The following is a 19,418-nucleotide window of genomic DNA, read 5'->3' as shown; positions in this document are numbered from 1 at the left end:
TAGCTTATGGCTAGGATTGAGGGGATTTGGATACAGAATTTTAAGTCCTTAAAACATGTAGTTCTAGGCAAACTGCCCGATACAATTGGAGAGGGATGTGAGCCGTTAACCCCCATGACGGTTGTGATTGGTAAAAATGGTGTCGGTAAGAGTACATTGTTTGATGTGTTTGGTTTCTTGGCGGATGCCCTTAAGTTTGGTGTAGAAGAAGCCTGTGATTTACGTGGGCGGGGGGGATTTGAAAAAATCCGCTCTCAAGGGCAAACAGATTATATCTTATTTTCAATTGCTTATAGGGAGGATGAAAATGCGCCTCTCTTAACCTATGTAATCGATATTGGCGTTGAAGATTTTGGCAGACCCGTCGTAGAACGGGAGCTTCTTTTTCAAACCCCCAATAAAGATATATTTGAAAATTCTACGGTTTTCTTAATGCTGGCAAATGGGAAAGGTATTGTATGTAAAGGGGGGGGCAAGGGACTTAATGGCTTTAGTTACCGCGAAACGGTTGATATTTACGTTACTGGCGGTGATTTTGAACAGCTAATTGATGAAAAAGTTTTAGAAGCGGAAAAAGTGACTCTGGCGGATACCAGAAAACTCGGCCTAGCCACCCTAGGCGCATTGAATGAACACCCCAAAATCGTCGCCTTCCGGCAATTTATAGAAAGCTGGTATCTCAGTTACTTTACCCCCGATGCGGCAAGAACCTTGCCTCTGTCAGGTGTACAGCAGCACCTTAACAGTAAAGGCGACAACCTCGCCAATGTGGTGCAGTTTATGGAGCGTGAGCATCGGGATAAATTCCAAAGCATCTTAAACCGTATCGCCGAAAAAATTCCTGGCATAGACACAATCGACACCGAAAAAACCTCTGACGGGCGTTTGTTGTTGCGCTTTAATGATAAAGGCTTTATCGACCCGTTCTATGCCCCGCAAATGTCCGACGGCACGTTAAAAGTCTTTGCCTATTTGCTACTCTTAGAAGACCCCGACCCCGCGCCGTTTATCTGTATTGAAGAGCCGGAAAACGGTTTGTACCATAAATTATTGGAAACCTTAGCCGCCGAATTCCGCAGCCACGCGACAGGCCGTAAAGGCGGCTCGCAATTGTTTATCACGACCCACCAGCCGTATTTTGTCGATGCGTTAGAGCCGGAAGAAGTGTGGATTTTAGAAAAAGGGTCGGATGGTTTTGCCACTATCCGCCGCGCCAGTGATGACGCTTTAGTTAAAAGCATGGTGGCCGAGGGCTTGCCTTTAGGAGGGCTGTGGTATAGCGATTATCTGGACGCAAGCTAAACTATGCACTTTGAGATACTCGTGGAAGACCAATCAGGCAAAGCGGCCTTGGATATTTTAATCCCGAAAATGATTGGCGAGGAACATAGTTTCGCTGTCAAAGCGTATAAAGGGGTTGGGCGTATCCCCAAAAAGCAGCATTCGGCAGTAGAGGCCAGCAAGCGTATTTTATTGGATAATCTGCCCAGATTATTGGCGGGTTATGGTCGGCAATGGCAAAACTATCCCGCTGCGGTGATTGTGGTTTGTGATTTGGACGACAAATGTTTAACAAGCTTCCGTCAAGAATTGCTGGCACTGTTACAGGCTTGTAACCCGCAACCGGAAACCCGTTTTTGTATTGCCGTGGAAGAAGGCGAGGCGTGGTTTTTAGGCGACCGCACCGCGCTGAAAACAGCCTACCCGAAAGCCAAGGAAGCCGTGTTAAAAAATTATACCCATGATGCCATTTGCGGCACTTGGGAAAAGCTCGCCGATGCCGTTTATCCGGGTGGGGCTAAAGCGTTAAAAGAGAAGGGCTGGCAAGCGGTAGGGGCGGAAAAATTCCAATGGGCTGAGGCGATTAGCCCACACATGGACATCAATAACAACGCCTCGCCCAGCTTTAATTATTTGCTGGGTAAGCTTAAGGAATTGGCTTTGGCTGATAGTCAAATTAACAGATAAGGAGAGGCTATGTCCGGCGTTAGTTCGCTAACCATAATGGGTTATAAATCCATCCGTGAATTACGCGATTTTCCGCTCAATAACCTGAACGTGCTGATTGGCGCAAATGGTGCGGGGAAAAGCAACTTTATCGGTTTTTTTAGGCTATTAGCGGAAATAGCCGAGCAAAATTTGCAACTTTATGTGCAAACCCAAGGCGGGCCGGATAGTTTGCTTCATTTTGGCCGTAATGGTACTGACTCATTGTTAGGGCAGTTTTTTTATGCCGAACATACTTATAGTTTCCTGTTGGTGCCAACCAATGACAACCGTTTAATTGTTTCAAGTGAAACGGGGCTTAATGACACAGCGCTTTTTGATGATGCGGCTCCGCTTTTGGGAAATTTTTTCCACGGAACAAATCGAAACGAGTCCGTCTTAAAAACCTCTCTTGACCCCTATGCCCGGCAAGTAAAAAATTGGATAAGCAATTGGCGCATCTATCATTTCCACGACACGGGCGAGAGGGCAAAAGTTAAGCAACCCCACGGGGTTAATGATACCTTACGCTTAAAAAGTGATGCCGCGAATCTGGCGGCGTATTTGCGGATGCTGTATAACGGTTATCCTAGCCATTATCAGCGCATTGTTGATACCATCCGCTTGGTCGCCCCGTTCTTCGGTGATTTTGTCCAGCGTCCGGGTACGCCGGATTATATCGAGTTGGAATGGACGCAAAAAGGCCAGCAGGACACGCCATTTAAGGCGCATGTCTTATCAGACGGCACGTTGCGTTTTATCTGTTTGGCAACCTTGTTGTTGCAACCTGTGGAATTGTTACCCGATACCATTCTGATTGACGAACCGGAACTGGGCTTGCATCCCTATGCCATTAGCATCTTGGCGGATATATTTAAACAAGTCGCGGAAACGAAGCAACTGATTGTCTCCACGCAATCGGTCGAGTTGGTCAATGAATTGTCGCCCGAAGATGTTATCGTGGTCGAGCAAGAAAACGATGCTTCCGTGTTTAAACGCTTTTCGTCGGCGGAATTGTCCGGTTGGCTGGAAGAATATGCTTTGGGCGAGTTGTGGAAAAGCAATGTCTTGGGTGGGCGGCCTTAAAATGGTGGAAGTGATTGTTTTTGCCGAAGGCCAAAGTGAAGAAGCGTTTATTAAGCACATTGTTGCGCCGACTTTGCGCCCTGCGCAGATATACTTAAAGCCGCAATTATTGCCGACATCAAAAGGTGCCGAGGGCGGGGCGGTCAGTTTTGAGCGCCTTAAATTTAATGCCAGAAATACCTTAAGGCAACATCCGCAAGCGGTACTGACGACATTTTTGGATTTATATGGTTTGGCGGGCGATTTTCCGATGTTTCACGAAGCCAAGCGGGTCGGTGATGTCTATGGCCGCTTAGACATCATGGAACAGGCTTTAGCAGCAGCCATTAGCAATCATGTAGGATGCCGCCCAGAACGGTTTATTGCTTATATCCAGCCGCATGAGCTTGAAGGGCTATGGTTTTCTGATGTCGGGGCTCTAGTCCGTACCGAGCCAGACTGGCAGAAACATCTGGCAAGCTTGCAAAAAGTGCGGGCTTGCTTTACAAGCCCCGAACACATTAATGATGGTTATGACACTAAGCCATCCAGACGCTTGGAAGACATCTTAAAACCTGCCTACAAAAAAACTCGCCATGCCCCGCTGATTGCCGGACACGTCACGCTTGCCACAATCGAGCAAGAATGCCGGCATTTTAAACACTGGCTAGACCAACTGCGTGGTTTGGCCCAAGCATAAACGCTGTAAACTAACGAGACCCCATGCCCAAAAAACTCTCCATCCAACTCGCCACCGGCACCCTCCATCTTGACTTAAGCCCTGGGCGCATTCCGCTTAAACGACTGCTGGGTTTTGCCGCGCGGGTCAGCAGTAAGCGGAAATTTTTATTGGTCAGCAAGGTGCTGGGTAAGCATTATCCGGTGTCGCCGCGTTTGATGTATTGGTCGTATCGGGCGTTGGCGCGGTTGGTGTTGGCTGATGGTGTCGGGGTGGGTTCGGTATGGATAGGTATGGCGGAGACCGCGACCGGGTTGGGTTATGGGGTGTTTGCCGCCGCCAGTGACGAGGGGGTGCAGGGGGCGTTATTTCTGCAAACCACCCGTTATGTGCTGGAAGGCCACGATTATTTGGCGTTTGAAGAGGCGCATAGTCATGCTACTGACTTTTTTCTGTATTATCCTGAGCGGCCTGAACATCGGCAACAGTTTTTGCAAGCGCGGACGCTGGTGCTGATTGATGACGAAATCAGTACGGGTAAGACTTTTTTGCGGCTGATTAAGGCCTATCAAACCGTCAACCCGTTACTGGAAAAAGTCTTTATTGTCAGTCTGGTTAACTTTGCCCATCCTGATGACCGCGCGGCGTTGGAAAATGAAGCGGGCGTGGCGGTGGTGTGGGTGTGTTTCCGCGAAGGCGTGTTACGTTTTGAGGACAGCTATAATGCCGCCTTGGATGAAGTGACCATCAATGTCTCCGGTGACGGGGCGTGTAAAAAACATTTGTTGGCCTGGCCTGGGCGCTTAGGTATGGACGCGCCTTTGCGTTGGCAAGCCGATACCATAGGGCGTTTGTTGCCGTTGTTGGCGGCGGAAGACCCGCGCCCTTTGTTGGTGTTAGGCACGGGCGAGTGCAATGCGCCTGCGCTGATGCTGGGGCGGGCCTTGGAATTGGCGGGGTTTGCGGTTAAAGTACAAAGTACCACCCGTTCGCCCATCCATCAGGGCAACGATATTGCCGCCGTCTGCCAATTTACCGATAACTATGCCGACGGCATCCCTAATTTTCTTTACAATCTCGATTTGGCACAGTACCGCCAAGTGATTTTGTGCCATGAAACCCCCTTGTGTGCGGCATTGTTGGGGCGTTTGCACGCTTGGCAAGCGATCAGTGCGCGTTTTGAACTTAGCCCGACCAACGGACACGATGCAACGTTACATTTTTCTCGACCTTGACGACACCCTGTTCCAAACTTTACGCAAATGCGCCAATGGCGCGGCTGATCCGGCGCTACAAGTACGGGCGCGGTTAGCCGACGGTAAGGCCAATTCTTTCGCTACCGCTAAGCAACAATGGCTCTGGGATTGGCTGAGCCAAGGCTTCCGTATTGTGCCGGTCACAGCGCGGGAAATGGCTTCGTTCACCCGGGTGGAATTGCCGTTTGTGGAGGAAGTGGTCATTAACCACGGGGCGGTGATTTTGGATAAGCAGCGCCAAGCCGACCCGGTGTGGATGGCGCAGATGCAGCAAGCCTTAGCCTTGCACCGTGCGCCATTCGTCAGCTTGTGGGCGGAGATTGAAGCCTATTGTCGGCAGGATGAGGGCTATAAAGCCCGGCTGGTAGTGGATTTTGGTGTGACCTGGTATGGCTATGTCAAACACCGTGCGGGTACGGAAGACATTTTACAGCACCTGCTCGATACCTTAATCAAACCGCATCCGGCAGTTTTGGACGGCAGTTTGTATTGGCATATTAACGGCAATAATTTGGCCTTGTTGCCCCGTTGCATTAATAAGGAAAGTGCGGTGGCGTATTTGCTGGCGCGTTACCAAAACCAATATGGCGAGTTGCTGACCTTCGCCGCAGGCGATAGCCGCACTGATGCGCCGTTTCTTGCCTTATGCGATTACGCGCTAATTCCTAAGCAGACGCAATTGGGGGCGATATTGGCGGCGGTGTCATAATAATCACCCTTAAATTAGCTTACATTTAGGAGATGACCATGTCTGAAACGGTTCTGCTGTTCCGCCCAACCGGCCCCGAAGAAATAGCCTTGGTCGCCGCCAGTGATTATCGGGCTTGGCCGCCAAGATTGCCGGAACAGCCGATTTTTTATCCTGTCACCAACGAAGCCTACGCTATCGAAATTGCTAGCGATTGGAATGTCCAAGCGAGCGGTTACGGTTGCGTCACACGCTTTGCCGTGAAGAAGGCTTTTATGGATAAGTACCCTATCCAAAAAGTAGGCGGCGCACAGCATACAGAGTGGTGGATTCCCGCCGAGGATTTGCCTGAACTTAACCAAAATATTGTCGGAAAAATTGCCGTGATCCACGAGTTTAAGGCATAGCAAGCTCCGCGATAGGTTTAGGCGTGTTGTACACCACCCGCACTTGCCAATATCTTTGAATATCAAATAAACCCATTACCGCCACTGGAAGCCATGACCCCATTCACAGGAAGTTACCCTGCCGACGATGTGCAGTTTTTACTCAAACCGATGGCTATTAGCGATACCCCGGTCGCTGTTAAGGAGGCCTTGATCCAATCCGGCCAGAAACATTATTCCCAAATGCTTTCGCATGAGTCGGTGCCGTCTGAGTCTTACCTACAGTTATTCCATCAGGCCTTAGCCGCGAATAAACAGCGGGTGGCGGCGGATATTATCCGCTTGAGTGCGGGGATTGTCGCGACCCGTCCGCACGGTGTCACCTTGGTGTCGTTGGCGCGGGCAGGTACGCCGATTGGCGTGTTGCTCAAGCGGGTGTTACAGCGTTATTATGGTATCGGCGCGGCGCATTACAGCATTTCCATTATCCGGGATGTCGGCATCGACCAAAACGCCTTACGCCATATCCTGCAACACCATGCCCCAGAAACTATCGTCTTTGTTGACGGCTGGACGGGCAAAGGCGTAATAGCCCGGCAATTGGCCGCCAGCTTGGCCGCGTTTGCCGTCTCGGATGGGGTTAATATCCCCGCCGAATTGTATGTGCTGGCGGATTTGTCCGGCAGTGCGGCGGTGGCGGCTTCGGCGGAAGACTACCTCATCCCTTCGTGCATCTTAAACGCCACCGTGTCCGGCTTAGTCAGCCGCTCGGTATACGACCCGCATACTGCCGGGCTTGGCGACTTCCATGGCTGCTTGTACTACCAAGAATTTGCGCCGCACGACTTATCAGGGTATTTTATTGACACGATTCTGGACAGTGTCGGTGAGCAATGGCCTAGCGCTATCACACCGTTCAGCCCACCCCCCCAGCTTGTTGGGCAAGCCGTTGCCCAAGCTCTACTGAAAGCTTTGGCGGAACGTTATCAGGTCAGCCAAGCCAATTATATTAAACCGGGCATCGGTGAAGCGACGCGGGTGTTGTTACGCCGCGAAGCCAGATTATTATTGTTACAGGATAATAGTGCCGAAGCCACCCTGCATTTGCGGTGGTTGGCGCAAGCCCGCGCCATTCCGGTCGTGGTCTGTAACGATTTGCCTTACCGTGCCGTGGCCCTAATCAAAGAGATAGCCTTATGACTTTTTTACATCCCTCGCTTCCTGAACCCTTTTCGCCGTGGATGTTGGGTGCGCCGCTGTATATGCCGGCCCATCGGCGGGATTTGGTGGACATCGCCAACGGTGAGAAGCTTAAATTTCTCCGCTCAATGATTTTTTGTACTGAAGACGCGGTTTCGGATCAAGACATTAGCAGTAGTTTGCAGCATTTAGGCGCGTGCTTGCCAGATTTTGCCGATAATGCCGGACGCTACCGCTTTATTCGGGTACGCAATCCCGACGTGTTGGCGCGGCTGTTAGAACTGCCTGCCATAGATAAAATTGACGGCTTTGTATTGCCTAAATTCTCCGAAGAGGTGTTTGATGCGTATTTTCAGCATTTGCACGGCACACCGTTTAAAGTGATGCCCACCTTAGAGACTCGCGCCGTGTTTGATAGCCAAGCCATGCTACGCTTGCGCGAGCGGCTGGTGCAGCCGGATGTGTTCCCGCGCATCTTAATGTTGCGTATCGGCGGCAATGATTTGATGAACGTGTTAGGCTTGCGCAGGCCGCGCGGCCTGACCTTGTATGATACGCCGATGAGTTATGTGATCGCCCAATTGGTGACGGTCTTCAAACCTTACCAGTTTGCCCTGTCCGCCCCCGTGTTTGATTATCTTAACGATACTGCCACCTTGCAAAAGGAAATTGTGCTGGATTTGGCACATGGCCTGACGGGTAAAACCGCCATCCATCCCGACCAAATCGCCGCGATTGAAGCCGCGTATGCCGTGGATAGGGATGATTATGAAATGGCCTTGAGCTTAAGTGATGACGATGCCCCGGCGGTATTTCGGATGCACAATGCCATGTGCGAAGTCGCGACCCATCAGCAATGGGCAAAAACTATACTGAACCGACAGAGCTGTTACGGGGTCACAGCTTCTAATAGGCTAGACGACTATGCGGATATGTCCAGTTAATTGGGCTTACGTCAGCCAAGCCACAATATTATAGCTAACGCAGTATAAATTGATTGTAAAGCCGTTCGCCTGTCGCCAGCCCCCCCTTGTGGGGGAGCTTGTCGAAGGGCTATGGTGGTCTGACGACCAACGGAAGTCCCTGTGGGACAAGCTCACCACGAACGACATCATTTTATTGTGCTTTAGCTATATTACAAGGGCAGCCGCCCTGACTTTTCCAGCCATTATTATATAAATACAGGAGCTAATTATGAGTTTTGACAGTTTTTTAAGCCAAATAAAATCTAAGGCGAGCGAGCTAAAGACCGATGTCTTAAAATTTAAAAATAAAGATTTCCTCAATGCCGCCATGGCGGGTTCCGCCTTGATTGCTATGGCGGACGGTAGCGTCAGTGCGGAAGAAAAACAAAAAATGCTCAAATTCATCGAAGGTAATGAGGCTTTATCGGTATTTTCCACTAGCGATGTGATTAAGGCATTTAGCGATTTTATCGGCCAATTGGAGTTTGATAAGGACATTGGCGAAGCCAAGGCCTACCAAGCGTTAGGCAAGATGAAAAACAACGTCGAAGCGGCCCGCTTACTGATCCGCATGATTATCGCCATCGCGGCGGCGGACGGCAGCTTTGATGTCACCGAGAAAAAAGTCGCCCAGAAGATTGCTCAGGAATTGGGCTTGAATCCGGCCGATTTTGAGTTGTAAGCCGAATCAAGCGGTGTGCCGCTAGAGGTGGGGTTAACCGCAGCTGCATAAAAAACCCGCCAAGCAGTTCGGCTTGGCGGGTTTTTGTGTTTAGGATGGACTTAAATATCGGCCAACCGCTGAGTTTGCCGTTACTTATTGTCCGGCGTTGGAGCAGAATGTCGTTGGGGTGGTGGCGGCGGGGATGCTTTGTAAATACGCATAAACTGATTCTAAGTCGGTGTCGCTCATTTGGCCGACGATAGGCCACGGCATGACTTGTAACAATACGCCCGCTGGGTCGTCGGGCGAGTGGCCGGTGCGCAGGGTGCTTTTGAATTGTGCTAAGGTCATCCCGGCGGGTTTGCCGGTGCTGTCGGGGGTTAGGTTACGCGAAACAAACGGCCCGAACGCCACCCCGCCTGCCAGATAGCCAGTTGGGTTGAATTGTTTGCTTTTGCCTTGGAAGGGGTTGTGTCCGGCTTTGTAAGTCGGGCAACTGTGGCAGTCGGCGCAACTGCCTTGGGTATTGACGATGTAGCTGCCGGTATAGACTTGGGTGGCGGATTTTCCGGCCAAGTTCAGGGTAATGGGCAATACCGCCGCCGCGCCGCCTGTGACGATTTTTTGGCCGATGAGGGCGCGGGTTGCGTCAGGCGTGCGGACGACGATAGTGCCTTTCATAGTCGGATGGATAGCACAATGGTAGGTATAGGTGCCGGCGGTTTTAAAGACCCGTGCAAATGAGGCCCCACCTGCAAGGTTGCCTGACCATAAGCTGGTTTTGTCTTCAGTGGAGGTGTGGGTAAAACTGTCTTTATTGACCCATTTGACGGTATCGCCTTGGTCAACCGTTATGGGGGTCGGGGTAAAGGCAAAGTTTTGGATGTTGACGGTAACGACGCTGTTGTCGGCTAAGGCGGGCAGGCTGGCCAACATTAGCACAAAGCTTAGGATAGGGCGGGTGATGCGGTTCATAATTCCTCCGACAGTACAGTCTATTTAGTTGTTTTAGATTTTTTGTTTGTCCAAGGCCTTTACGCAGGTATAGGCCGATTTAAGTGCATGATGGCAACCTCCTGGGCTAAGGTGATGGTATAAAGCAGTTTCACGGTAAAGGCTATTAAGCTATCTTGGCCAGTAGGTTTGTCTTGACACGGGCCAGCAATTCTTCCCAAGCATCTGCCTCGGTTTGCCGGAACAGCGTCATGCTTGGATACCACAAGCTCTCTTCGCCCGCTATGCCCCACCGCCAATCGGCTTGTTTATCGACTAACAGCCAAGTCGGTTTGCCTAATGCCCCCGCCAAATGCGCCACTGAGGTGTCGACGCTGATGACCAGATCCAATTGCGCCAATAAGGCGGCGGTACGCGCATAATCGGTCAATTCGGCTTCTAGGTTGCTGACCGCGTAGTCTGCCAAGAGCTGGGCATCGGTGCTGGTCACTGGCGTTTGTAGGCTATAAAACGCCACGGAGGGTACGGTAAATAGTGGTAACCAGTGTGGCAGCGGGCAAGAGCGGTGGCGGTCGTTTTTGTGGCTGGGGCTACCCGCCCAACAAACGCCGACCTTGAGTGCTGAAGCGGGCGGCAGGCTGACCACTGTAATGTATTCGGGAATAGGCAGATAAGGTTCATTCATGGCCAAATTTTTTTCGTCTAACCCTAGGGTATGCGGCAGGCTGAGTAAGGGGCAGAGAATGTCGAAGCTGTCGAGCGCGACCATACCGGGTAGCCGTGCTTCGCTAACCCCTGGAATATGCGCCAGCAATGGGCGCAAGGCTTCGGGGCAGGCTAAGATTAATTTTTGGCAACGTTGTGCCGCCAAAGATAAGAAACGGGCAAATTGTAGGGCATCGCCCGCACCTTGTTCGGTATGCACCAGCAAGGTTTTGGTACGGATGTCTTCGCCTTGCCAACGCGGTTGCGGGCAGGCAAACGGCGTGAAGGCCGGGGTTTGCCAACGCCATTCGTAGGCGGCCCAGCCGTCGCGGAACCGTCCCAGTTTGAGCAGGATCATGGCACGGTTCATTTGCGCGACGGCATATTGCTGGTCGGCGGCGAGGGCGAGGCCGAACTGGTCTAGGGCTTGCTCCCATTGTGCTAGGGCGGCATAACACAGGCCCAGGCTATTATGGGCTTCGGCATGGAGGGGTTGCCGCGCCAGTAAGGCCTGTAATTCGCTGATGGCTTCTTGCCAACGTTCCATATCGGTTAAGGCCACGCCCAAATGGAAGCGGGCGGGCAGATGGTCGGGGGCTTGTTGAAGTAAAGCCCGATAGTCGGCGACTGCCGCTTCCCATTGGCCTTGGCGGTGTTTGTAGGTGGCAGCTTCAAAGGCGACGGCGAGCGGTTCGGGGGCGGCGACTTCGGCCAAGGCGGCATCGGGCAGCGAGTAGGAATTACGCAGTAAGGGGTCGTCCATATCCAATAACACCGGAAAGCGGTGCGGCACGACTTGTACGGCAAACACTTCTTGTACCGAGCCGGTAAACACCACGCAAGCGACAGTTTGCCCATTGTCAATATCCACCACCCAGACCCCGCAGTGCCGTTCACCTGGTTGCGCCGTTAGCGGCAAGCCGGAAAATACCGCCGTCTCGCGGACTTGTGATAGGCCGATAAACGCATAACGGCCCACAAAATCCAAGCCACGGGTAAAACCGGGGACATGGGCTATGACGGTGCGGGTTCCGGTGCGCGGGTTAACGGTACACAATTGCCCCGCGCCTGATTCCAGATACCATAATTTATCCTGATACCAGCGCGGCGAATGCGGCATGGACAGTCCGGTGCAGATAATGCGCCCGTCGCTCACATCCATTAACAGGCCGCCAGAGGCTTTGTTCGCCCGCCAGCCAGCGGCGGTGTCGGTTTTACCTAAGGCGGTGACAAAGGCGGGGGCACCGTTTTTAAAAGCCAAGCCGTTCAGGTGGCAGCGGTCGGTAAGGTCGTAGGCGCTGACGAAAGGTGGCCGCCAACGCGGTACGACGCTATAAGCGGGGTCTAGGGTGCATAAGCAGGACATGCGGGTGTTAACTAACCATAATTCGCCGTCTTCGGTGTACGCCAGTTCGTGGATGTCAATATCGCCCGTGATGTGGACCGTGCGCGGCAGATAACAGGCATCGTGCGGGGCAGGGTCGGTGAGTTTGGCGGCGACGGCGGGCAGATTGGCGTATTCCCTGAGCTGGTAGCCTGTGCCTACAGCCAGTTTCTCCCGATGCGCCGCCATGCCCATGGGCTTTTCCAGGCCGCAGAAATGGGTGTTCAGCACGTCATCTTGGGTGCGCAGGATAATCAGTTGTCCGGCCTGATAAGTGGACACTAACACCGATACGCCCAAAAAATTCAGTAAGGCGGGGAAGGAAGGGGTGTGTTGGCTGGCGAAGGGGATGCTCATAATGCGTGGCGGGTACGGTTAGGGTAGGTTTGGGGCGAGTTGCCCTAGCGGTCAGATTCCGCTAGGGCAGCGGTGTGTTACGGACAAGCCCAGTCTGTGCGCAAGCTGTCAATCTGGCCTTTTAAGGCCGCCACTTGGCTACCCGTCACATAATCATTCGCATCTGGGCTGTTATCGGTATCTAAGCGGCTTAGGGCTTTTGTCAATTGTTGGCAGGCTTGGGTATCTAACAGGGCGGCTTTATTGTCACCCGCTGTCAACAGTTGGTTGCGTAAGGCTTGGGTTTTTGGCACCGCCAGTTGCCCGATGCCGATAATGCTGTGGTTAGCGGTTTGTGCGTCGAAAAAATGCACTAATGGCGCAATGGCGGCGGCAGGGGTTTTGATCTGCTCAAACGCGCCGATGTCGCAAACGCCGCCAGTAGGCTGGGGGCGGCTGACATAGCGTTGGTCGATTGCTACGCAGAGCGCATTGGCGATGTTGATGGCCGGGCTACCCGTGTGTATAGCATGGGTAAGGGTGGGGCCACCGTTGTCCAAGAGCGGCGCGAGTTTGGCCGGGCCGCTGAGAGTGGCGTTACAAGTGCCGTCAGCGATCAGATTTTGGCCTTGGAACACCGTTGTGCCGCCATAGCGGGTATTGGTATAACAATCGCCGCCGTTTTGGCTGTTGGCAATCAGGGTGTTAGTTAACGTCAGTGTGCCGGTATTTTGAATGCCGGCGACATTGCCGTAGCCGGTGCTGTTGTGGGCGATGGTGCTGTGGTTTAAGGCCAGTACCGCGTCGCCGCCGTTGCTGATGCCGCCGACACCCCAAGCCCCTAGGCTACGGTTGTGGGAGACAGTGCTGTTGGTCAAGACCATGACTCCACCATTGCCAATCCCACCAATCCCACCGCTACTGGCTTCGTTATGGTCGATGGTACTGTTGTTGATGGTGGCGGTCGCGCCAGGAAAATTCATAATGCCGGCACCGTGGCTGGCTTGGTTGCCTGTGACGGTGCTGTTGTTAAGGGTCAGGCTACTTTGGTACATGGTGGCGATGGCACTGCCGATGGCACCAGTCCCTACACTGCTGTTATTGGTGAGGGTGCTGTCGTTTAAGCTCAATGTGCCGCCGTTATTCAGAGCGCCGCCATATTGGTAGGCGGTGCTAAGGTGTCCGCCTCTAATGGTCAGGTTGTTGATGGTCAAATTGCCGCCGTTGATCCGTATTAGCCGGAAGTCCGCCGTACCCGCCGCGTTATTGCGCCGTAAGGTCGCACCGTTACCGTTAAGGGTGATGGTGCTGGTGATTAAGGGCAAGCCGTTCGGGCCGGTCGAATCTTGGTTGTTGACGCTATTGACGGTGTAAATGGCGTTGGCTTTCAGATTTAAGGTATCCGCGCCGTTACCCGCCGGGCAACCGCCCGTGCCGTCGGTATCGGTATCGGTGTTGGCATTATTGATGGCGTTAATTAAAGTGCACGGCGCGGTCACCGCCATGGTGGCGGCTTGTGCCGAACCCGCCAAGGCGAGTGCTAACACTAAGGCGTGGCGGCGATAAGGCAGCGGTTGGGATGGTTGGGCCATTATAAATCTCCAAACAAAAAGGGTAAGAGTTAAGCGGGTGGGGGGTATTTTAACTCTTCTTGACAAACGCCGTGTGAATGGCGGCAAATCGCTTTGCCGCCTTGGTGGCAGGGTTTGTTTATGGGCATTTCCAGGTGCTATGAAGGTCGTTAATGGCGGTCAGTAACACTACGGCCTGGTCGCCTGTGGCATAGTCGTCGGCTTCTGGACTATGATCCGGGTCGATGCGTGCGGCACTGCGTTGGAGTTGGCTACAGGCCAGTGGCTTTTGGTGGTGGGCACGCAAATCGCCCGCCACTAGGAATTGGTTCATTAGGGCATTCAGTTGCTGCATCCCTAAATTAGTGCTTAGGGTCGGCCTGAGGTTGCCGCTGGCGAGTAAGCCCTGAAAAATTTGCATAATGTCGGTAACTGGCGCGGGGATGAAGCGGATCTGTTCAATAGCCCCTATGTCGCACCGCTTGTCCGAGGTTTGGGGGCGGCTGACATGGCGCTGGTCGGTGGCGGGGCACAAGGCGGAACTGGTGGGTTTAACCATTTTATGCGGGTAAATGGCATGGGTGGCGGTTACGCCGCCATTATCGAGTAAGGCATCTAGGTTGATGTTGCCGCTTAAGGTTGCGTTGCAAGAGCCGTCTTCAATCCAGTTTGAGCCTTTAAGGATAACCGCGCCGCTGTTGAGGCAATCGCCGTTGCTGTTGCCTGCAATTAGGTTATTGGTGAGTATCGCGGTCGCCTGATTGTTTAGCCCGCCGCCTTGATTCTTGGCGATGGTGTTGTGGCTGGCGGTGAGTGTCGAGGCAAGGTTGCCAATACCGCCGTTTTGTTGCGCCTTATTGCCCGATATGGTGCTGTTGCTCAGGGTGACGGTCGCTTGCTGGTTACTGAGGCCGCCGCCGTCATTGGCGGTGTTGCCGGACAGTGTACTGTTGCTGAGGCTGACGGTGGCGTGGTCGTTCATCATGCCGCCCGCGATAAAGGCCTTATTGCCGGAAACGCTGCTGTCCACTAAGGCCGTCGTGCCGTTGACGGTGATAATGCCGCCGCCGACTGCGGCACGATTGGCCGTTATCCGGCTGTTGCTGAGTGCCAGTGTGCCGCCAAGGTTGGCAATGCCGCCGCCATTGTCCACTTGGTTCTGGTCGATTTGGCTGTTGCTGATGGTCAGCGTACCGTGGTTAAGGATAGCGCCACCGTAGAGATAATCGCCGTCGAGGTTGCCGTTGCGCAAGGTCAGCTTGTCTAGGGTCAAATTGCCGTTGGCGGCGATGTGCAGGAAGCGGAAGTCGGGGGTGTCGGCAGTGTTGGCGCGTTGCAGGGTCGCGCCGTTACCGTTGAGGGTAATGGTACTGGTGATGGAGGGTAAGGCATTTTCGCCTTCGCCGTCGGCATAGTTGTCGGGGCTGCTTAAGGTATAAACGCTATTGGCCTTGAGTTTGATAATGTCCGCACCATTGCCCGCACTACAGCCGCCCGTGCCGTCGGTATCGGTGTCGGTGTTGGCGTTATGGATAGCGTTAAGCAGCGTACAACTGCCGCTGACCGTTAGAGTGGCGGCAGATGCCGCCCCGCTGGCGAGCGCCAGTGCCAGCACTAGGGCATGGGGGCGGAAAGGTAAAGCTGAAAGTTTGACAGGCATAAGAGATTCCTCGTCATCATTAATGTGTTGGTGAAGTTGCGCCTAGGGGTAAAGCCGCATAGGCGCAGCGTCTTATCGGCATTGCCACGCGGTGCGTAGGGCGGTGATGTTTTGCGCAAAAGTGGCGGCGGCGCTGCCTGTTATATAGTCGTTTTGGTCGGGTGTGCCGTCAGTGTCGATATAGGTCAAGGTTTTATGCAGTTGGCCGCAGGCTGCGGCGTTCTGGTGGCGGTCTTGGTATTCGCCCGCCACCAGCACTTGTCGCCGGACAGCATCTTGCTTGGCTGGGGTAATGCCGATCAGGGCGTTAATTGACGCTTGGTTATCAAAAAATTGCAGCAGGCCGCTGGTGCTGGCGGGCAGGAATGTCAAACGTTGGTAAGCGCCGATGTCGCAGGCTTGGTTGACGGCAAGCTGGCGGTTAACGTAGCGTTGGTCGGTTTTCGGGCAGAATATTTCCGTCGCCTTATTATTGGCGGGGCTGCCAGCCAGCAAGGCTTGGGTCGGGGTGGGGCCGCCGTTATCCAATAAGGGCCCCAGTTTGGGGTTGCCGCTGAGCTGGGCGTTACAGGTTTTATCGCCGATGAAGTTGGTACCGTTGCTGGCAAACACTTCGGCATGGTTGGCGCAGTCGCCCGTATTGGCGGCTAAGAGACTGTTGCCGAGAATCAGCACGCCGTGGTTATCGGCGCCGCTGCCGCTATTATTGGTCAAGGTGCTGTTGACTAGGGTAAGCTGGCAACGCTCTTGGATATAATAGCCGCCGCCACCGTCATAGTAATTGTAATGCTTTGTGCTATTGATCTGTTGGTTTTGGATGCCCATGCCTTTATTCCCGGACACTGTACTGTTCAACAAGCTGGCGCGGCCATAACAGCCGTAAAAATAGCCGCCCCCGGCATTAGAAACCGCTGCGCCGTTGCTGGCGGTATTGCCGGAGACCGTGCTGTTGGTTAAGGTCATGGTACTGTCTTTATTCCAAAGGGCGCTGCCGTCTACGGCGTGGTTGGCGCTGATGTGGCTATCGGTCAGGGTCAGTTTGCCGAGTGAGGCGATGCCGCCGCCATTCGCCCCGGCACGGTTGCCGGAAACGAGGCTGTTGTTGACGGTTAGGTTGCCCAAGTTGTGAATGCCGCCACCGTCATTGCCGGCACGGTTATCGGTAATGGTACTGTTGTTAAGGCTGACGGTGCCACGGTTGTAGATGCCGCCGCCCCGGTGGTAGTTATAATAGGCTGGGGCTTTGCCGCCCGTCACTTGCAGACGGTTGAGGGTCAGGTTGCCGGTGCTGCCGACATGCAGCAAGCGCATAGCGGGGGTGTCAGGGGCGGTGCTGCGTTGCAAAACGGCGTTGTTGCCGTTGATGGTAATGACACTGGTGATGGAGGGCAGGGCATTGTTGCCGTCGGTGTTGTTATCGGTTTGGCTAAACGTATAGGTGCTGTTGGCCTTAAGGTTAAGGGTGTCGGCACCGCTACCCGCAAGACAACCGCTGGCACCGTCAGTATCGGTGTCGGTGTTGGCGTTGATAATGGCGTTGCGTAAGGTACAGCCCTCTTTAACGGCAATGGTTTGGGCATGGCTGGCGGTAACCGCCAAGGCTAAAGCGAGAACTAGGGCATGGCGGCGAAAAGGTATTGGGTGTGCTGGGCTATTCATTAGGATAATCCTGAGCATAAAAATGAAGAGGGGCTAAAGGCCTTACTGGCAAGACCAAGGGCCAAAGAGTCCGGCAAGTTTTGCCGCTAACGCGGTGGCGTCGCTACCCGTGACATACTCGCCAGAACTTGGCGTATTGTCGGTATCGATGCGTTTTAGCGTCCGGCTAAGTTGGCTACAAGCGGAAGCGGTTTGGTTTTGGTTTTTATAACGTCCGGCGGCTAAGAGTTGGTTGCGCAAAGCCGAACTGAAAAGCGGGCTTTGCTTGGTGTTGCCCGTACCGACTAAAGTGCCGGTCAAAATACCGTTGTCAAAGAATTGCACAACACTGGCGACGGTATTGGGGATACTGGTCATCCGCTCAAACGCACCGATATCACAACCGCCCCCACTCGGTTGTGGGCGGCTGATACCACGCTGGTCTTGATTGGTGCAGAGCGGTTTATTGGCGGTATCTAAGGCCGGGCTATCGGCAAGCAGGGCTTGGGTGGCGGTGATGCCGCCGTTATCTAACAGCGTCACCAGTTTGGGGTCGCCCATGATGTCCGCACCGCAACTGCCGTCTTCAACCAAATTAACGCCTTGTAGGGTAGTGATGCCGCCGCTTTTGTTCACGCAATCGCCGCCGCTTTGGCTATTGGCAATCAGCGTGTTGGTCAGGGTCATGTTATGTAAGTTAAAGATGCCGCCGCCGTTGCCTTTGGCCGCTTGGTTGGCCGATAAGGTGCTGTGCGTCAGGTTTAATACGCCTTTATTGGCGATACCGCCGCCGCTGTTGCTGGCTTTGTTGGCCGACACCGTGCTATTGCTCAGATTGAGGACTTGGGCATTAAAAATGCCGCCGCCCCCAGTTGCTTGATTATTGACGACGGTGCTGTTGGTCAGGGTCAGGGTGTTGCTGGAAAAGATAAAGTGGCCGCTGTAGATACCGCCACCAGACGGGGCGTTATTGTGCGAGACGGTGCTGTCGGTCAGGGTCATCGTACCCCGGTTACGGATGCCGCCGCCTTCGCTGTCGGCGCTGTTATTGGCTACGGTGCTGCCGTTGAGGGTCATGGTACCAAAATTGATAATGCCGCCGCCCATAGGGCCTTCGCCCCGATAATGGCTGCCGAGGGTTTTGTTATTGCTTACGGTACTGTTGGTTAGGGTCATGACCCCGCTGTTGTAAATGCCGCCGCCCCGACCACTGTCGCCATTAATCGAATAGCCCGCATCGGCAGTGTTGTTGGAAATCTTGCTATTAGTAAGGGTTGCCGTCCCGCTGTTAAAGATGCCGCCGCCGTAACTGCCAAAGCAATAATAATCACAGGCTGCATAAACGCCGTTTCCGGTAATAGTGCTGTCATTCAGTTGCAATTGGCCACGGTTGAGAATGCCGCCGCCTTTCTGTTCATAACCATTCTTTACGGTCAATTTATTCAGCGTCAAATTCCCCGTGTTAGTGATGTAAAAGGCACGGGCGTAAAGGGCTTTACTGTCGATGGTGGCGTGGTTGCCATTGATGGTGATGACGCTGCTGATGGTCGGCAACAGTTTGTTGGCTAAAGCATAAGTGGCTTTTTTGGCCAAATTGATAACATCAGCACCATTGCCTGCGGGGCAGCCGACATTGGCGCCGTCGGTGTCAGTGTCGGTATTGGCGTTGCTGATGGCGCTATCAAGGGTGCAAGTGCCGCTGACGTTAAACGTGGCGGCGGAGAGTGTGGGACTGGCTAGTGCTAAGGTAAGCGCTAAAACTAAGGCATGACGGCGGTAAGGTAAAGTAGGGCTTTGGGTCGGGTTCATCAGATGTTCCTCGCTCGGTGAAAGGGGTTAAAAAAGTAAATCCTTTTTTTGGCGATAGCGTGTTAACACAGCAATGCCCTATCTGCCCAAATTCCTGTGTTTAAAATGAACTGTTTGTATGAAAATCTGATGACAACAAACCGTCTGAACGCCTAAGGTAACTTCATTTTTTATAATATAATCAATTAATAATGGCTTGGTTGAGGCCGTGTAGTCATATTTTGGCAAAGTTCATTTTTACTTGCCGAGCATAAGCTAAAATGCTGTCAGTAGGCTGTGATTTATTACCCAAACTGGGTCTGTCGCCTATAAAAAGCCTAACCGACCAGTTGCCTGATGGCAACGGTTTTAAGCTTTTTAATTTATTTGCCGCATTGGGGGCAAAATGTCTGTAGCATAGGCACAATGCCAACCCAAACTTCGCCGTCCCTAGCAACTGGGAGTCTGCGGTAAATGACCCTTAAAACGCTGG

General features: G+C 53.2%; 16 protein-coding genes. 10 read left to right on the top strand and 6 right to left on the bottom strand.

Features of this window, described 5'->3' with window-relative positions:
* Positions 1–114 precede the first annotated feature (114 nt).
* From AADEFJLK_RS05440 to AADEFJLK_RS05395, 10 genes are all read left to right on the top strand, one after another.
* Positions 115–1,302 (top strand): AAA family ATPase, encoded by a 1,188-nt coding sequence (locus AADEFJLK_RS05440; RefSeq protein WP_103973544.1) that lies wholly within the window; start codon positions 115–117, stop codon positions 1,300–1,302.
* 21 nt (positions 1,303–1,323) lie between these two features.
* Positions 1,324–1,968, top strand: coding sequence for a DUF4276 family protein (locus tag AADEFJLK_RS05435; RefSeq protein WP_249027977.1), 645 nt, complete (start codon positions 1,324–1,326; stop codon positions 1,966–1,968).
* Positions 1,969–1,977: 9 nt separating this feature from the next.
* The gene (locus tag AADEFJLK_RS05430; RefSeq protein WP_103973542.1) at positions 1,978–3,072 is read left to right on the top strand and encodes an AAA family ATPase; all 1,095 of its coding nucleotides are present in this window, start codon (positions 1,978–1,980) and stop codon (positions 3,070–3,072) included.
* Complete coding sequence (locus AADEFJLK_RS05425) at positions 3,050–3,751, top strand: DUF4276 family protein (protein WP_249027976.1); 702 nt, start codon at positions 3,050–3,052, stop codon at positions 3,749–3,751. The genes AADEFJLK_RS05430 and AADEFJLK_RS05425 overlap by 23 nt, the downstream gene beginning before the upstream one ends.
* A gap of 23 nt (positions 3,752–3,774) precedes the next feature.
* Positions 3,775–4,965 carry a phosphoribosyltransferase domain-containing protein gene (locus tag AADEFJLK_RS05420; protein WP_103973540.1) on the top strand — a complete coding sequence of 397 codons (1,191 nt, stop codon included), beginning with the start codon at positions 3,775–3,777 and terminating at the stop codon, positions 4,963–4,965.
* A complete protein-coding gene (locus tag AADEFJLK_RS05415) occupies positions 4,937–5,695 on the top strand; it encodes an HAD family hydrolase (protein WP_103973539.1) in 759 nt (252 codons plus the stop codon). Before AADEFJLK_RS05420 ends, AADEFJLK_RS05415 begins: the two co-directional genes overlap by 29 nt.
* 38 nt (positions 5,696–5,733) lie before the next feature.
* Complete coding sequence (locus AADEFJLK_RS05410) at positions 5,734–6,081, top strand: hypothetical protein (RefSeq protein WP_103973625.1); 348 nt, start codon at positions 5,734–5,736, stop codon at positions 6,079–6,081.
* A 93-nt stretch (positions 6,082–6,174) separates the two neighbouring features.
* Complete coding sequence (locus AADEFJLK_RS05405) at positions 6,175–7,260, top strand: cysteine protease StiP domain-containing protein (RefSeq protein WP_103973538.1); 1,086 nt, start codon at positions 6,175–6,177, stop codon at positions 7,258–7,260.
* Positions 7,257–8,204 carry an HpcH/HpaI aldolase/citrate lyase family protein gene (locus tag AADEFJLK_RS05400; protein WP_088617743.1) on the top strand — a complete coding sequence of 316 codons (948 nt, stop codon included), beginning with the start codon at positions 7,257–7,259 and terminating at the stop codon, positions 8,202–8,204. The genes AADEFJLK_RS05405 and AADEFJLK_RS05400 overlap by 4 nt, the downstream gene beginning before the upstream one ends.
* A 250-nt stretch (positions 8,205–8,454) precedes the next feature.
* Positions 8,455–8,907 carry a tellurite resistance TerB family protein gene (locus AADEFJLK_RS05395; protein WP_088617745.1) on the top strand — a complete coding sequence of 151 codons (453 nt, stop codon included), beginning with the start codon at positions 8,455–8,457 and terminating at the stop codon, positions 8,905–8,907.
* Positions 8,908–9,042: 135 nt separating this feature from the next.
* Here AADEFJLK_RS05395 and AADEFJLK_RS05390 read toward each other — a convergent pair whose 3' ends face one another.
* The 6 genes from AADEFJLK_RS05390 to AADEFJLK_RS05365 all read right to left on the bottom strand — a co-directional run bounded on the left by AADEFJLK_RS05390 (position 9,043) and on the right by AADEFJLK_RS05365 (position 18,946).
* The gene (locus tag AADEFJLK_RS05390; protein ID WP_103973537.1) at positions 9,043–9,864 is read right to left on the bottom strand and encodes a cupredoxin domain-containing protein; all 822 of its coding nucleotides are present in this window, start codon (positions 9,862–9,864) and stop codon (positions 9,043–9,045) included.
* 145 nt (positions 9,865–10,009) lie between these two features.
* Positions 10,010–12,289, bottom strand: a complete 2,280-nt coding sequence (locus AADEFJLK_RS05385; RefSeq protein WP_103973536.1) for a TIGR03032 family protein — start codon at positions 12,287–12,289, stop codon at positions 10,010–10,012.
* Positions 12,290–12,366: 77 nt separating this feature from the next.
* On the bottom strand, positions 12,367–13,860 hold the full coding sequence (locus AADEFJLK_RS05380) for a right-handed parallel beta-helix repeat-containing protein (protein WP_088617748.1): 1,494 nt from the start codon (positions 13,858–13,860) through the stop codon (positions 12,367–12,369).
* A 118-nt stretch (positions 13,861–13,978) separates the two neighbouring features.
* Positions 13,979–15,499 carry a choice-of-anchor Q domain-containing protein gene (locus tag AADEFJLK_RS05375; protein WP_103973535.1) on the bottom strand — a complete coding sequence of 507 codons (1,521 nt, stop codon included), beginning with the start codon at positions 15,497–15,499 and terminating at the stop codon, positions 13,979–13,981.
* Between the two features lie 72 nt (positions 15,500–15,571).
* Complete coding sequence (locus AADEFJLK_RS05370) at positions 15,572–17,158, bottom strand: choice-of-anchor Q domain-containing protein (protein WP_103973534.1); 1,587 nt, start codon at positions 17,156–17,158, stop codon at positions 15,572–15,574.
* A gap of 42 nt (positions 17,159–17,200) precedes the next feature.
* Entirely contained in the window at positions 17,201–18,946 is a 1,746-nt protein-coding gene (locus tag AADEFJLK_RS05365; RefSeq protein WP_103973533.1) for a right-handed parallel beta-helix repeat-containing protein, read from the bottom strand.
* Between the last annotated feature and the right edge of the window lie 472 nt (positions 18,947–19,418).

Origin of the sequence: Methylovulum psychrotolerans (genome assembly GCF_002923755.1) — a bacterium.
Lineage (GTDB): Bacteria > Pseudomonadota > Gammaproteobacteria > Methylococcales > Methylomonadaceae > Methylovulum > Methylovulum psychrotolerans.
Note: the sequence above shows the minus strand (reverse complement) of the source record. Positions and strands in the feature narration are given on the sequence as shown.

What these genes read in the sequence shown, in the direction of transcription:
- AADEFJLK_RS05390 (WP_103973537.1), bottom strand. Translation starts at nt 9,864, where the DNA reads ATGAACCGCATCACCCGCCCTATCCTAAGCTTTGTGCTAATGTTGGCC.
- AADEFJLK_RS05400 (WP_088617743.1), top strand. Translation starts at nt 7,257, where the DNA reads ATGACTTTTTTACATCCCTCGCTTCCTGAACCCTTTTCGCCGTGGATG.
- AADEFJLK_RS05420 (WP_103973540.1), top strand. Translation starts at nt 3,775, where the DNA reads ATGCCCAAAAAACTCTCCATCCAACTCGCCACCGGCACCCTCCATCTT.
- AADEFJLK_RS05410 (WP_103973625.1), top strand. Translation starts at nt 5,734, where the DNA reads ATGTCTGAAACGGTTCTGCTGTTCCGCCCAACCGGCCCCGAAGAAATA.
- AADEFJLK_RS05365 (WP_103973533.1), bottom strand. Translation starts at nt 18,946, where the DNA reads ATGAACCCGACCCAAAGCCCTACTTTACCTTACCGCCGTCATGCCTTA.
- AADEFJLK_RS05430 (WP_103973542.1), top strand. Translation starts at nt 1,978, where the DNA reads ATGTCCGGCGTTAGTTCGCTAACCATAATGGGTTATAAATCCATCCGT.
- AADEFJLK_RS05440 (WP_103973544.1), top strand. Translation starts at nt 115, where the DNA reads ATGACGGTTGTGATTGGTAAAAATGGTGTCGGTAAGAGTACATTGTTT.
- AADEFJLK_RS05395 (WP_088617745.1), top strand. Translation starts at nt 8,455, where the DNA reads ATGAGTTTTGACAGTTTTTTAAGCCAAATAAAATCTAAGGCGAGCGAG.
- AADEFJLK_RS05425 (WP_249027976.1), top strand. Translation starts at nt 3,050, where the DNA reads ATGTCTTGGGTGGGCGGCCTTAAAATGGTGGAAGTGATTGTTTTTGCC.
- AADEFJLK_RS05375 (WP_103973535.1), bottom strand. Translation starts at nt 15,499, where the DNA reads ATGCCTGTCAAACTTTCAGCTTTACCTTTCCGCCCCCATGCCCTAGTG.
- AADEFJLK_RS05415 (WP_103973539.1), top strand. Translation starts at nt 4,937, where the DNA reads ATGCAACGTTACATTTTTCTCGACCTTGACGACACCCTGTTCCAAACT.
- AADEFJLK_RS05370 (WP_103973534.1), bottom strand. Translation starts at nt 17,158, where the DNA reads ATGAATAGCCCAGCACACCCAATACCTTTTCGCCGCCATGCCCTAGTT.
- AADEFJLK_RS05405 (WP_103973538.1), top strand. Translation starts at nt 6,175, where the DNA reads ATGACCCCATTCACAGGAAGTTACCCTGCCGACGATGTGCAGTTTTTA.
- AADEFJLK_RS05385 (WP_103973536.1), bottom strand. Translation starts at nt 12,289, where the DNA reads ATGAGCATCCCCTTCGCCAGCCAACACACCCCTTCCTTCCCCGCCTTA.
- AADEFJLK_RS05380 (WP_088617748.1), bottom strand. Translation starts at nt 13,860, where the DNA reads ATGGCCCAACCATCCCAACCGCTGCCTTATCGCCGCCACGCCTTAGTG.